The organism is Caulobacter sp. GW821-FHT10A06 (genome assembly GCF_059415805.1).
The window spans coordinates 113,473-127,133 of sequence record NZ_JBWKNY010000003.1 but is presented as its reverse complement, the minus strand read 5'-3'; the positions used below and the strand labels follow the sequence as shown (position 1 = coordinate 127,133).

At 68.1% G+C, this 13,661-nt stretch carries 12 protein-coding genes; 4 read left to right on the top strand and 8 right to left on the bottom strand.

All coding sequences use genetic code 11. The features are described from left to right. Positions 1-97: 97 nt before the first annotated feature. Positions 98-2,002 (bottom strand): peptide MFS transporter, encoded by a 1,905-nt coding sequence (locus AC07NF_RS08335; protein ID WP_494633619.1) that lies wholly within the window; start codon positions 2,000-2,002, stop codon positions 98-100. 212 nt (positions 2,003-2,214) lie between these two features. Here AC07NF_RS08335 and AC07NF_RS08330 point away from each other — a divergent pair, with 212 nt between their 5' ends. After that, positions 2,215-2,694 (top strand): DUF427 domain-containing protein, encoded by a 480-nt coding sequence (locus AC07NF_RS08330; protein WP_494633617.1) that lies wholly within the window; start codon positions 2,215-2,217, stop codon positions 2,692-2,694. 68 nt (positions 2,695-2,762) lie between these two features. Next, positions 2,763-2,909 (top strand): hypothetical protein, encoded by a 147-nt coding sequence (locus tag AC07NF_RS08325; protein ID WP_494633615.1) that lies wholly within the window; start codon positions 2,763-2,765, stop codon positions 2,907-2,909. Here AC07NF_RS08325 and AC07NF_RS08320 read toward each other — a convergent pair. From AC07NF_RS08320 to AC07NF_RS08300, 5 genes are all read right to left on the bottom strand, one after another. Continuing rightward, entirely contained in the window at positions 2,906-3,886 is a 981-nt protein-coding gene (locus tag AC07NF_RS08320) for a cytochrome-c peroxidase (protein ID WP_494633613.1), read from the bottom strand. The two genes, AC07NF_RS08325 and AC07NF_RS08320, sit on opposite strands and share 4 nt — an antisense overlap. A gap of 1 nt (position 3,887) precedes the next feature. Beyond that, complete coding sequence (locus AC07NF_RS08315) at positions 3,888-4,418, bottom strand: homogentisate 1,2-dioxygenase (protein WP_494633611.1); 531 nt, start codon at positions 4,416-4,418, stop codon at positions 3,888-3,890. Positions 4,419-4,429: 11 nt separating this feature from the next. After that, the gene (locus tag AC07NF_RS08310; protein ID WP_494633609.1) at positions 4,430-6,469 is read right to left on the bottom strand and encodes a TonB-dependent receptor plug domain-containing protein; all 2,040 of its coding nucleotides are present in this window, start codon (positions 6,467-6,469) and stop codon (positions 4,430-4,432) included. An 87-nt stretch (positions 6,470-6,556) separates the two neighbouring features. Continuing rightward, on the bottom strand, positions 6,557-7,918 hold the full coding sequence (locus AC07NF_RS08305) for a glutamate--cysteine ligase (protein WP_494633607.1): 1,362 nt from the start codon (positions 7,916-7,918) through the stop codon (positions 6,557-6,559). 135 nt (positions 7,919-8,053) lie between these two features. Next, positions 8,054-8,770, bottom strand: coding sequence for a 16S rRNA (uracil(1498)-N(3))-methyltransferase (locus AC07NF_RS08300; protein WP_494633606.1), 717 nt, complete (start codon positions 8,768-8,770; stop codon positions 8,054-8,056). 46 nt (positions 8,771-8,816) lie between these two features. On the opposite strand from AC07NF_RS08300, the gene ppk2 reads away from it, so the two are divergent. Beyond that, entirely contained in the window at positions 8,817-9,578 is a 762-nt protein-coding gene (gene ppk2 / locus AC07NF_RS08295) for a polyphosphate kinase 2 (RefSeq protein ID WP_494633604.1), read from the top strand. Here ppk2 and AC07NF_RS08290 read toward each other — a convergent pair. Then, complete coding sequence (locus AC07NF_RS08290) at positions 9,575-9,958, bottom strand: iron chaperone (protein ID WP_494633602.1); 384 nt, start codon at positions 9,956-9,958, stop codon at positions 9,575-9,577. The two genes, ppk2 and AC07NF_RS08290, sit on opposite strands and share 4 nt — an antisense overlap. A 124-nt stretch (positions 9,959-10,082) precedes the next feature. On the opposite strand from AC07NF_RS08290, the gene AC07NF_RS08285 reads away from it, so the two are divergent. Continuing rightward, positions 10,083-11,873, top strand: a complete 1,791-nt coding sequence (locus AC07NF_RS08285) for a DUF4153 domain-containing protein (protein ID WP_494633600.1) — start codon at positions 10,083-10,085, stop codon at positions 11,871-11,873. Here AC07NF_RS08285 and AC07NF_RS08280 read toward each other — a convergent pair. Further along, on the bottom strand, positions 11,854-13,647 hold the full coding sequence (locus AC07NF_RS08280) for an ABC transporter ATP-binding protein (RefSeq protein ID WP_494633599.1): 1,794 nt from the start codon (positions 13,645-13,647) through the stop codon (positions 11,854-11,856). The two genes, AC07NF_RS08285 and AC07NF_RS08280, sit on opposite strands and share 20 nt — an antisense overlap. Between the last annotated feature and the right edge of the window lie 14 nt (positions 13,648-13,661).

Below are 13,661 nucleotides of genomic sequence, written 5' to 3'. Positions count from 1 at the left end.
CACCCCCGAGACCGTCCCACCCGAAGGTGAGGCGTGGCCCCTCCACGCCTCGTGAAGGGCCCCGGGCAAGCCGCCGGGGCCCTTCTTTCATGTGGGCCTAGGCTTGGCCCGTAACGGTCGAGTCCGCGATGGGCTGCGGATCAGTCTCGTCGGCGCCGTGCGACCACTTCTTGAGGAACGGCGACAGGATCAGGAACAGCACGCCCAGGCCGATGGCGGCCAGGCCGATGACCTTGAAGACCAGCAGCGACTGGGCCATGGCGGCGGCGGGGTTCAGGACCTGACCGCCGATGGTCTCGGTCGCGGCGATGGCGGCGATCCAGCCGCCGAACAGGTTGGCCATGGCCAGAGCCATGTACCAGACGGCCATCACGAACGAGACCATGTGCAGCGGCGACAGCTTGGTCATCTGCGACAGGCCGACCGGCGACATGCACATCTCGCCGCCGGTGTGCAGCATGTACATCAGCACCAGGAAGATCAGCGGCATCTTGAAGGCGCCGTCGGCGAACTGGGCGCCGACCAGCAGGATCAGGAAACCCGCCCCGACCTGGATCAGCGACAGGCCGAACTTGATCATCGGGTTGGGGTTCATCCCGCGCGCGGTCAGCACCGTCCACAAGGCGGCGAAGACCGGGGCGAAGATCAGGATCCAGCCGGCGTTGATGGCCTGGGTCTGGGCGGCGTTGAAGTCGGTGTTGACCCAGAACTTGCCGACCGTCGAGATGCCGGCGGCGGTCAGCTGGGCCGGCGAGCCCAGCACCACCGAGCCGCCGAACCACTCGACCGGCTTGGAGATCAGGGTCAGGTTGACGTTGGTGGCCGCGAACAGGTTCAGCGACGAGCCGGCCTGTTCGAACAGGGTCCAGAACACCACCGCGCCCAGCACCAGCACCGTGGCCAGCAAGAGGCGCTCACGCTCGACCTTCTCGCACTTGGCGAAGGCGAACCACAGGATGTAGCCCAGCGAGCCGAACATGCCGGCCAGCAGGGTGACGTTGACCACCGGGGTGCGCTGGACGACCAGGAACACCGCCGCCACGGCCAGCAGCGAGACGCCGTAGATCACCACCTCGCGGGTGATGGGGCCGGCGACCTTCTCCTTAAGCTTCGCGCCTTCCGGCGGCTCGCCGCGGCCCAGCAGCCAGGGCTTGCCCAGCACGAAGATCACGAAGCCGGCCAGCATGCCGAGGCCAGCGGCGCCGAAGCCTGCCCACCAGCCGACATTGACGCCCAGGATGCCGCACAGGATCGAGGCCCAGAACGAGCCCAGGTTGATGCCGAAATAGTAGAGGGTGAAGCCCGGATCCCGGCGCGGATCGCCCTGCGGATAGAGCTGCCCGACCAGGGCCGCGACGTTCGACTTCATGAAGCCCACGCCGACGATGATCAGCGACAGGGCCAGCCAGAAGATGTTCAGGTACATCGGGTCGCGGTCTTTGACGTCCAGCTTGTACGCGCCCTTGGGCAGTACGGCGGGCAGGCCCGCGTCGGCCGGCAGGTTCTTGATCGTGAAGTCGCCTGCCTCGGTCGCCGTGACGTCGTAGGGCTTGCCCGCCACGATCATCTTGGCCACCCGCTCCTCGCCCCGGCCGTCGGCCTTGAACTCGTAGGTCTGGCCGGCATAGGTCAGGGTCTGGACGGCCGGCTGGCCTTCGACGGCCATGGCCAGGTGGCCGGCCACCAGCAGGATCGCGCCGAACGCCACCGCCTTGCGGGTGCCCAGATAGCGGTCCGCCAGGAAGCCGCCCAGCAGGGGCACGATATAGACCAGCGAGGTGTAGGAGCCGTAGTGGCCGCTGGCGACCTTGGGGTCGAACAGGAAGTGCTGGGTCAGGTAGAAGATCAGCAGGCCGCGCATGCCGTAGTAGGAGAAGCGCTCCCACATCTCGGCCAGGAAGCAGATGATCAGGCCGCGCGGATGGCCCTTCAGAAGTTGGAGCAGGACGGGGATGCCGGTCACGAGCGTGACCAGGATACCGCCGGCGATAACGATGTTCATACGCTAGCCTTGAAACGTGACGAGTGGCGAGAAACCGACCCCCGTCGGCCAAATCATCCCGCCTGCCCCAATTTGGCGGGGAGAAGATCACGCGCTCGACCGTTTCACAAGCAACGGCTTGCCGGACGGGTTTGGCGTTCCGATCTAGGACTTGAAGCTTGGCGGTCTACCTATGCGTTTGCATCAGGAACCCATTCAGGCGGGAGCCCCCGATGAAGATCCCCGACGAGAGCCACCCCATCACCATCACCCAATCGCCCAACACGGTGCGGGTGCTGTTCGAGGGTCACGAGATCGCCGACAGCGACGACGTGCTGGTCTTGAAAGAAGCCAGCTATCCGGCCGTCTACTACTTCCCGCGCGACGACGTGCGCATGGCCTTCCTGCGGCGGACCGACAAGGTCACCCACTGCCCCTACAAGGGCGACGCCAGCTACTTCACCATCTATCGCGACGCCCAGCTGATCGAGAACGCGGTGTGGTCCTACGAGGACCCCTACGCGGCGGTCGGCAGTATCGCCAATCGCGTGGCCTTCTATCCCGAGCATGTCGAGTTCCAGCTCGGCGAACTGACCGCCGCCGAGACCAAGGCCGCGCTGAACGTGGACACCGTGATCCAGCACACCGACAGCGGTTCGGGCTCCAGCCAGGCCGAGCACTGGCCGCCGACCGAGCCGCAAAACCGGGCTTAAGCCCGCGTTAACCGCTGGGAGCGTGACCATACCGGTCTAGCTCCCATCAGAGGGGCGCGGAGGAAACCATGGCCTACGTCTCCTATCGGACGGACGCTGTTCACGCGACGACCACCCAACCTCAGCGCAAGCTCGCCTGGGGCCGACTGTTCGCCCTGGCGGCGACCATCACCCTGTGGGTCGGCGTCATCGCCGGCGTGCGGGCGCTCTTCTAGAGCTTCGCCGCATCGGCCTCGCACGAGGTCTTCGGCAGCGAAAAGCGCGGATCGGCGACGAAGCGGTCGTCGGTCAGCGTGCGCAGGAATGCGGAGAGGTCCTCGACCTCGCCGTCCTTCAGACCCGTCGCCATCCGATGCCGCCGGATCGCGCCCGCCAGGGTGCGGGCCGAGCCGTCGTGTAGGTAGGGGCCGCTGATCCCGATATTGCGCAGCGACGGCGTGCGGAACTTGCCGTTGTCGGCGGCCTTGCCGGTGATCTCGCCCAGCCCCTGGTCGCCGGAGAACGGCAGGTCGATGCGGTGGAAGGCATTGGGGCCGGTCGCGTCGGTGAAGTCCGGCGCAGCGTGGCAAGCCGCACAGCCGGCCTTGCCGAAGAACAGTTTCTCGCCCCGCACGGCCTCGATCGACGTATCGACCGCCTCGCCGCGTTTCTTGCGGTCGTAGGGCGCGTCTCTGGACACCATCGTCCGCTGGAACGCCGCCAGGGCCTTGGTGATCGTTCCCATGTTCACCGCCTGGCCCGGAAACGCGGCGGCGAACAGCTTGCGATAGCAGGCCTGGCCGCCGATACGGTCTTCCAGCACCTTCTCCTGGCCGTGGAAGCCCATCTCGACCGGCGTGGTCCCGGCGATCGGGATCAGGGCCTGGTCCTCCAGCCGGGTCATGCGCGGGTCGCCCCAGGTCAGGCTGGCGAAGGTCCCGACATTGGCCAGGGTCTGGATGTTACGCCGCCCCGGATCGCCATGGACGCCCGGACGGGTGACGTTGCCGTCGGTGAAGCCGTGGTGCTGCTCGTGGCAGGTGGCGCAAGCCATGGTGCCGTCGATCGACAGGTCGGCGTCGTAGAACAGTCGCCGGCCCAACTCGACCCGTACCTCCGAGGCCGGTTTCTGGGCCAGACCTGGCGTGAAGGCGGCCAGCAGGCACAGGGCGCCGATCAGCCCCAGCGCCGTGCTGACCGCCCCCAGTTTCATGTCAGGGCTTGGCCGCGACCATGATCGGCAGAGCGGCCTCGGCATTGGCCGAGATCTGCACGACATAACGCCCCGGCTGCAGGTCGAAGCTGACCATCTTGCGCAGGGTGGTGCAGGCCGGACCGCGACCGTGGCCCGTCGAGCGCTGAGCAGAGTCGCCCTTCAGCACATCGATCCAGGCGCCCGTGCCCAGCGCGATGGTGTAGGTCCCCGCCGTCGCGATATCGATCGCGAACAGCCCGCCCTTGCTGACCGTGCCGCCCGGCTTTTCCGGCTGGACGATGTAGGTCACGTCCGGCGTCGGGGCGAGCGTGGCGACGAAGGCCTGGCCCGGCGTCAGCACGGCCTTGTCGAGATCCGCCACGCCCTTGGCGGCGGTCAGGTCCTTCTTGGCAGTCCAGGCGGTCAGTTCGGCCGGCAGCTCCTTGTCCATGGCGGCGCAGGCGGCGGCAGGCGCCGCGGGCGCCATCTGGGCCGAGGCGGCGAACGGCGTGGCCAGAATAGCCAGAGCAGCGAGAACGGTCAGGCGCATCGGGATCTCTCCTAGAACTTGACCCGCAGGTCGGCGCGGAAGTTGCGGCCTTCCTCGGGGAAACCGTCGACCAGCTGGTACTTCTGGTCCAGCAGATTGCGGGCCGACAGTTGGACGTCGATCTTCTGCGTCACCTGCACCCGCGCCGTCAGGGCCGCCAGCACATAGGCCCCGGTGCGGTAGTAGCGGACCGGCGTGATCAGGCTGCTGGACGTCACCGTCCAGCGCTTGGAGGCGGCCTCGACGCTGGGGGTCAGGGTCAGGCGCTCGGCGACCTGCCAGTCGGCGTAGGCAAAGAGCTTGTGGGTCGGCACGCCCTGCGGCCGGAACGCGGCGTTGGTCGGGTCGGTGAAGTCACGGTGCAGATAGGTGTAGTTGCCGCCCAGGGTCAGCTTGGGCGTCACGCGCGCGGTCACCGAGGCCTCAGCGCCGTAATATTCGCCGTCGCCGACATTGCGGGTCTGGCTGACCGTGCCGAACGGCGCGCCCAGGGCGACCGGAATCGCGATCAGAGCGTCGCGGACGTCGCTGTAGAACACCGCCCCCTCGACCGTGATGAACGGCGTGATGTCGCCGCGCGCGCCGACCTCGTAGTTCACCGCCCGCTCGGCCTTGATGTTCGGATTGGGGATCGCCGTGCCGAAGCGCGAGCTGAACCGCTCGAACAGGGTCGGGAAGCGGGTGCGCGATGAGACGCTGGCGTGCAGCTGGGCGGTGTCGGTCGGACGCCAGACCAGCGCCGCCTGGCCGTTCCAGGCGCTGTCGCTGGTCAACGGATAGGCCACCAGCACATTGGTATTGAAGTCCTGGGCCATCGACAGATCGCGATGGTCGCGCGAGACGCCCACCACCAGGTCGACGTCCTTGCCGAAGCTCTGGGTGTCTTCCAGAGCGATCGAGGTGGTGTCCTCGGTCGTGGTCTGGCGCGGCTCGGTCAGCGGCGGCGCGTAGCTGGTCTGCCACTCGACATGCTCGTCGCGGCGATAGAAGGCGGCGGCCTTCAGGGTGTTGCTGGGGGTCAGCTGGACGCCCAGCTCGACGTTCCCGCCATAGGCGACGTCATCGTAGTAGGACCGGAACGACCGCCCCAGGGTCTGGGTGTTCTGGCGGGCGTTGTCGTACGAGAACAGGCCGTTCTCGAAGGTGTTGCGATAGAAGCGGGTCTTCAGCCAGGCGTGCTCGGCGATCTGGGTGCGGGTCAGCAGGGCCAGGCTGTCGATGTTCCAGTAGGGCCAGGTCCAGTAGCGGGTGCTGGCCGTGTCGGTGACGTGGAACGGCGCGTTCTTCGAGCCCTCCTGGCGGGTGAAGGTCAGCGAGTAGTCGTCGCCTTCGCGCGGGGTGAAGCCGACCTTGGCGTTGACCCGCCAGTCCTCGCTGTCGGAGTGGTCGCGATAGCCGCCGTTCTCCAGGGTGGTGGGGCGATAGCCGTCCGGCAGGGCCCAGTGGGTGCGCTCGTTCCGCGCGCCGCTCAACTGGGCGTAGAAGTGCTCAGTGCGGCCGCCGACCCGGCCCGAGATCGCGTTGCTGTTCAGCGAGCCGTCGGCGTCGAAGCCCGCGCCGAGGCGGATTTCGCCTTCGAACGGGGCCTGGGGCGTGCGGGTCACCAGATTGATCGCGCCGCCGATCCCGCCGGGACCGTCGAGGACCGAGACATAGCCCTTCGACACCTGCACTTCCGAGAGGTCGGCGGTGAGGAAACGCGCGAAGTCGATGCGGTTGTCGGCCGGCAGGAACACCCGCACGCCATCAATCGACAGGGTGGTCTGGAAGCGGTCGAAGCCCCGAATGAACACCAGCCGCTCATTGCGCGAACCGCCACTGTTGCCCGCCGAGGCGCCGGGGATCAGGTCCAGCGCCTGGTCGACGCTGATCTTGTCGAACTTGCGAAGATCCTCGCCCTTGATCACCGAGCCGCCGATCAGCCCGCCATCGCTGCCCCGCGCGGTCACCCGGACCTCGCCCAGGGCGTAGACGTCGTCAGTGGTCGCGGTTTGGGCGTGAGCGACGCCAGCCAGGAGAGAACCGGCCAGCAGCATGGATCGGAACAGCATTCGAAACCCCGTTATGTATGTCAGCTACATAACGGGGTGGGTCGACCAGGGCGAGGTTTTTCCCGGCCCTTAAGTTGAAACGCTCGCCTAGTAGGCGCAGTCGGTAAAGACGCGGCTGATGTCGCCCTGCCATTCACCGTTGTACAGCGACAGCAGCTTCTCAGCCGGGGTGATCCCGCTGTCGGCGATCTGTTCCAGCTCGCCCAGATAGATGGTCTCGTCCAGGAAACCGCCGTTGATGTGGGCGCGGTTCTTCAGGCCGGACTTGGCGATGGCGACGAAGTCCTTGGCCACGTCCTGCGCGGTGCGGCCGGCGACCTGAGCCTTCAGGCCCAGCTTCGGCACATCGCGGCGCAGGCCTTCGCGGTCCTCCCGCGACCAGTCCTTGCAGAGGTCCCAGGCCGCCGCGAGCGCGGCGTCGTCATAGAACACGCCGGTCCACAGCGCTGGCAGGGCGCACAGACGGCTCCACGGGCCGGCGTCGGCGCCGCGCATTTCCAGATAGGTCTTCAGGCGCACTTCCGGGAACGCCGTCGTCGTGTGGTCGGCGAAGTCCTTCATCGTGGCGATCTCGCCCGGCAGCTCGGGCAGCTTGCCCTCGATGAAGTCGCGGAACGAGCGGCCGGCGACGTCGATATACTTGTCGCCGCGCTTGACGAAATACATCGGCACGTCGAGGGCATAGCGGGCGTAACGCTCGAAATCGAAGCCGTCCTCGAACACGAAGTCCAGCAGGCCCGTGCGGTTCGGGTCGGTGTCGGTCCAGACGTTGGCGCGGGCCGAGAGGAAGCCGTTCGGCTTGCCTTCCGTGAACGGAGAATTGGCGAACAGCGCCGTGGCGATCGGCTGCAGGGCCAGGCTCATGCGGAACTTGGCGACCATGTCGGCTTCGCTGGAGAAGTCGAGATTGGCCTGCACCGTGCAGGTGCGCAGCATCATGTCCAGGCCCAGGTTGCCGACCTTGGGCATGTAGTTGCGCATGATCACGTACCGGCCCTTGGGCATGATCGGCACTTGCGCGCGTGTCCACACGGGCGAGAAGCCCAGGCCCGTGAAGCCCAGGCCCAGTTCGTCGGCGACGGTCTTGACCTCGTCCAGATGCTGGCCGGTCTCCTCGCAGATGTCGTGCATGGTCGCCAGCGGCGCGCCCGACAGCTCGAACTGGCCGCCCGGCTCCAGGCTGACATTGGCGCCGTTGCGCTCCAGGCCGATGATGACCTCGCCTTCCATGACGGGCTTCCAGCCGAAGCGCTGCAGCCCGGTCAGCAGGGCGTGGACGCCCTTGTCGCCTTCGTACGGAACAGGGTCGTGCGAGCCCAGGTAGAAGCCGAACTTCTCGTGCTCGGCCCCCACGCGGAAGGCCTCCTTGGGCTTGGACCCGCGGGCGAAATAGTCGGTCAGATCGGCGAGCGTCAGTTGACGCTCTTGGACGCTAGCGGTGTCGGCCATGCAAGCCGTCCCTCCCCAGGGGTTGCGATGCTGAGGGTGGAGAGGGCCCATGCTCTCCGCCGACGGCGATACTCGGTGACGCCCCAGTTGGGCGTTTTCTTTGCGAACCTCAAGAGGCGACCTTCGCCTTAAATGCTAACGCCAGTCGCCGGCCGCAGCCTGCCACAGCGTCATCGCGGAGATGGCGGCCGTGTCAGCGCGCAGGATGCGCGGGCCCAGAGACACCGGCGTGACGAAGGAAAGCGCCCGCAGCCGCTCGCGTTCCTCGGGCGCGAACCCGCCTTCGGGACCGATCAGGATGGCCGCCGGCGCGCCGGTTCCGGCCAGGGCTTCGATGGCGGGCTTGGCGTCGCCGCCCTCGTCGCAGAAGACCAGGCGGCGGGCCGGGTCCCAGGCGTCGAGGATCTTGTCCAGCTTCTCGGGATCGGCGACCTCGGGCACGTCCAGGCGGCCGGTCTGCTCGGCGGCCTCCATGGCGATGGCGTCGAGGCGACCCAGCTTGACGAAGTCGACATTGGTGCGTCGCGTCGTGGTCAGCCGCACCCGGCGCGCGCCCAGCTCGGCGGCCTTCTCGACGATGGTCTCGACTCGGCTGCGCTTGACCATGGCGATGATCAAGTCGAGGTCCGGACCGAGCTCCATCGGCCGGGTCTGCTCCTCGGCCTTGAGCAGGCAGCCGCGCTTGGTCGACTCGATGATGGTCGCCCGCCACTCGCCGTCACGGCCGTTGAACAGCAGGACTTCATCGCCGACCACCTGGCGCATGACCGAGGTCAGGTAGCGCGACTGGTCGACGGACGGGACGACGCCGGCCCCGGCGGAGAGATCGTTGGGAACGAAAAGACGGATCATTTCGTCCTTCTAGCGCAACTCGACTTTCCGGGGGTAGGGTCGGATTATGAGCAAGTCCGACGACTACGAAAACGAGCTGATGCAGCTGCAGTTGGCCCTGATCGCCCTGCAGAAGAAGGCCATCAAGGACGGCGACAAGATCCTGGTGATCTTCGAAGGCCGCGACTCGGCCGGCAAGGACGGCACGATCGCCCGGGTCACCGAGCACCTGTCCAAGCGCGCCACCACCGTCGTCGCCCTGCCCAAACCCACCGAGCGCGAACGCAGCGAGTGGTACTTCCAGCGCTATGTCGACTACCTGCCGGCCTGCGGCGAGGCGGTGATCTTCAACCGCTCCTGGTACAACCGCGCCGGGGTCGAGCGGGTCATGGGCTTCTCCACGCCTGAGCAGCAGGAGCAGTTCCTGCGCGATGTGCCGGCCTTCGAACGGATGCTGGTCGAGAACGGCCTGCGGTATGTGAAATTCTGGCTCGACATCGGCCGCGAGGAGCAGGCCGAGCGCCTGAAGGCCCGCCGCGAGGATCCGCTGAAGGCCTTCAAGACCAGTGACCTGGACAAGGTCGCCCAGGACAAGTGGGACGACTACACCAAGGCCCGCGACGAGATGTTCATGCGCACCCACAGCGATGTCTCGCCGTGGATCTGCGTCCGCGCCGACCACAAGAAGGCCGCCCGCCTCAACGTCATCCGCTGGCTGCTGCACGCGGCCGGCGACAAGAAGCTGGTCAAGGGCGTGGCCAAGCCCGACCCCAGCGTCATCTTCTCGTTCGAACCGGCGGCGCTGGAGGACGGGCGGCTGGCCCGCTAGCGCTTCTTCTTCGCCGCCCTCTCCGCCGCGATCGCTTCGTTCTGGGCGATGCGATGCCGGACGATGTCGGCGATCAGGTCCGGCGGCAGCGGCGTCTCGGGCTGGAAGCGGATCGTGCCCTTGGCGGTCTCGAAGCCTTCCAGCCGATCGGCGAACTCAGCGATCAGCGCGCCCGGATAGAAGGCGCAGTGCTTGGCCGCCGCGCCGAAGTGCACCAGGTTTCCCTTCAGCTTGAAGGTCGGCAGGCCGTAGCTGATCGCTTCCTCGGCCTCTGGCGCCAGCGCGCGGATCTGGCCGCGCAGGGTCTCCAGCGCCTGGCGCTGATCAGGCGGCAGCTTCTCCAGATAGTCGTCGATCGAGGCGGCGGGCGGTTTCATCATCGCGGGATCCTCGCAGGACGCGGTCATCTGACCGCGACCAAGGACGTTCGAAAAGGCCCCTTCCCGACACTCAGCTTCACAACCGCGCGTTACCGTGATGCTGTGCCGGCAAACGGGAGGCTCCATGGACGACGCTAAACAGGTTCGCACCGCCGCCGCCACGCGGCTGGCGATCGGCCTCGCCCAGGGGATCGTGCTGTTCCTGCTGCAGAAGGCCGACGAGTCGAAGGCCTGGCCGGCGACCCAGCCGATGCTGTACGCGCCGCTGCTGATCTGCGCCCTGATGGTCCCGATGATCCCGCTGGCGGCGCTGTCGGCCATGCGGCGGCCGGCGCTGATCGCCTGGAGCCTGATCGCCGCCGCGCTGGCGACGATCCTGGCCGTCCATGCCGCTTGGACCGGCGCGGGTCCCGATCGCCTGGGCGCGGGACCGCTGTCGCCGCCGCTGTTCATCGCCGTGGCCGCCCTGCTGTTCATCGCCCACCACTTGGTCCAGCCCGCCGAGGCCGTCCGCAAGCCGGTAGCCCCGTACGCGGACTATTTCGACCTGGCGTGCACCAACGCCGTGCGGCTGTTCCTGTCGCTGGCCTTCACCGGCGCCTTCTGGCTGCTGCTGTTCCTGGCCGCCGCCCTGTTCAAGCTGATCGGCATCGAGGCCATCCAGAAGCTGATCGGCGAGACGGCCTTCGCCTTCCCGGCCACCGGCCTGATGTTCGCCGCCGCCGTCCACATGGCCGTGCAGCTGACCGAGGCGCGCGCCGGCCTGGTGCGCGGCGTGCGGACCGTCGCCCTGGTCCTGCTGGCCTGGCTGCTGCCCCTGATGGTGGTGATCGCCGGCGGCTTCCTGGCCACCCTGCCCTTCACCGGCCTGGCCCCGCTGTGGGGCACCAAGGCCGCCGCCGCCCTGCTGCTGGCCGCCGCCGCCGCTCTGATCATCCTGATCAACGCTGCCTACCAGGACGGGGGCGAGCCGCCGCACGCGATCCTGCGCTGGGCCGCACGCGCCGCCAGCCTGCTGCTGATCCCGATCGTCGTCCTGGCCGCGTACGCCCTGTGGCTGCGCATCGAGCAGTATGGGCTGACGCCCGACCGGGTCTTCGCCGCCGCCTATCTGGTGGTCGCGGTCGGCTTCACCGCCGGCTACACCCTGGCCGCCCTGCGGCCTGCGCCCTGGATGAAGCCGCTGGAGCCGACCAACCTGATCATGGCCGTCGTCTCGGTGCTGCTGCTGATCGCCCTGTTCACCCCGATCGCCGATCCGGCGCGCCTGTCGGTCGCCAGCCAGGTCAAGCGATTGGCGGCGGACAAGGTCTCGGCGGAGAAGTTCGACTTCCAGTTCCTCCGCTTCGAGAGCGGTCGCTACGGGCGCGATGCGCTGGAGCGGCTGAAGGCCAGCCCCAAGGCCGAAATCGCCAAGCGCGCCAGCGAGGCCCTGGCCCAGAAGGAAAAGACCTACGCGCCGACCAAGCGCGGGCCCGACTTCGCCAACATGACGGTCTATCCCGCCGGCAAGACCCTGCCCGCCAGCTTCCGCGACCAGGACTGGACCGCCGCCGGCTCGGATTCGACCTGCCTGTTCGCCGGCATGCGCTGCTCGGCCCTGATGATGGACATCGACGGCGACGGAGCCGAGGAGGTGCTGCTGGCCAGCGGTTCGGTGCTCGACATCTTCAAGTCCGGCGACCGCGGCTGGCGGCGGATGGCCCAAGCCAACGGGATCTGCCCCGGCGTCGACATCGACGCGGCCCTGAAGGCCGGAACGGTGAGCCTGGCCGAGCCCAGGCCTCGGCAGGACCTCATCGTCGGCGACCAGCGGCTGGCCGTGGTCCCGGCTGGCGACGGCTGCGCGGCGCCCGCGCCGCCGCTCAAGGACGCGCTGGTCACGCTGGAAGTTTCTAAGCCACCCCCGCGCTGATCGCGTTCAGCCGGGCATAGACCCCGCCGCCGGCCGCGAGGTCGGCATGGCGGCCTTCCTCGACAACGCGGCCGCCCTGGAAGACCAGGATGCGGTCGGCGCCACGCACGGTCGACAGGCGGTGAGCGATGACGATCGTGGTCCGGCCCTCCATCAGCGCCTCGGCGGCGGCCTGGACCTGGCCCTCGGTCTCGACGTCCAGCGACGAGGTGGCCTCGTCCAGCACCAGGATCGGCGCGTCGGCCAGGAAGGCGCGGGCGATGGCCACGCGCTGGCGCTCGCCGCCCGACAGCTTGACGCCCCGCTCGCCGACCAGGGTGTCGTAGCCCTGGGGCAGGCGCAGGATGAACTCGTGGGCCTTGGCCTTCCTGGCGGCGGCTTCAACCTCCTCGCGGGTCGCGCCAGGGCGTCCATAGGCGATGTTCTCGAGCAGGGACCGGTGGAACAGCGCCGGGTCCTGCGGCACCACCGCGATGGCGCGGCGCAGGGACGCCTGGGCCACGGCCGAGACGTCCTGGCCGTCGATGACGATCGCCCCGTCCTGCAGGTCGTGCAGGCGCTGGACCAGCTTGACGAAGGTCGACTTGCCCGAACCCGTCGGCCCGACCAGGGCCACCCGCTCGCCCGGCGCGATCTTCAAGGAGAAGTGGTCGTACAGCGGCGCGCCGGCGGCCTTGTAGCGGAAGGTCACGTCCTTGAACTCGATGGCTCCGGGACCGGGCTTGAAGTCCGGCGCGCCGGGCGCGTCGGCGATCTGCGGCTGCAAGCGCGTCCAGGCCGCGACGTCCTCGGTGTCGTCGATGCCCTTCTGCAGCATGCGGATGTTCTCGCCCAGGTTCCGCAGGTAGCCGCTCATCAGCATGAAGGCGGTGATGGCGAAGGCCACGTCACCAGGCGTGGCCGTGCCTTGCGCCCAGCCCCAGACCATCGCGCCGGTCAGGCCCGCTTGCAGCACCACCAGCAGCAGGTTCTGGCCCAGCCAGACGTCGGTGAAGCGGCTCCAGGTGACCATCACCGCGTCGCGCCAGGCGGCGGTGACCTCGGCCAGGCGCGCGGCCTCGCGCTGCTCGGCGCCGAAGCTCTTGACGGTCGGGTTGGAGGTCACGGCGTCGGCCAGGGCCCCGCCGATCTGCGAGTCCAGGGCGTTGGAGCGCAGGTTGCTGGGCCGCACATAACGCTCGGTGATCCACAGGTTCACCGACAGATAGGCCACGACGACGACCAGCGAGATCACGCCGGCCAGCGGCTGGCGCAGCAGCATGCCGATCGACAGGCCGACCAGCACGATGATGCCCGGCCCCAGCCAGATGGTCACCGCGTCGGTGACGCTGTCATAGCCCCACATGGCGCGGGTCAGCTTGCGCACCGTCGCGCCGGCGAAGCTGTCGGCGTGCCAGTCCGACGAGAAGGCCTGCACCTTGGCGAAACCCTCGTTGGTCATCTCCTCCATGTTCCGAGCCGCCAGCGGGATCCAGAACCGGTGGGCGATGTTGCGGATGATCGCGAAGGCGAAATAGACGCCAACGAAGGCGCCCAGGGCCTGCCAGGCCCCGACGTCGCCGCGCGGCTTGCTGGTCACGGTGTCCACGAGGTGGCCCGAGGCGTAGGGCAGCGCCAGGTCGAAGGCGATCGCCACCAGGGTCAGGGTGACGCCGAAGCCGAACAGCACCGGCCGCCGCTTCCAGAAGCGGGCCACGAAGGCCAGCACCTGGCGGTTCGACAGCGCGCGCTTGCGGGCGCCGGTTTCGTCTTCATCCTCGATCACGTCGGTCATGGGCGGCTAGATAG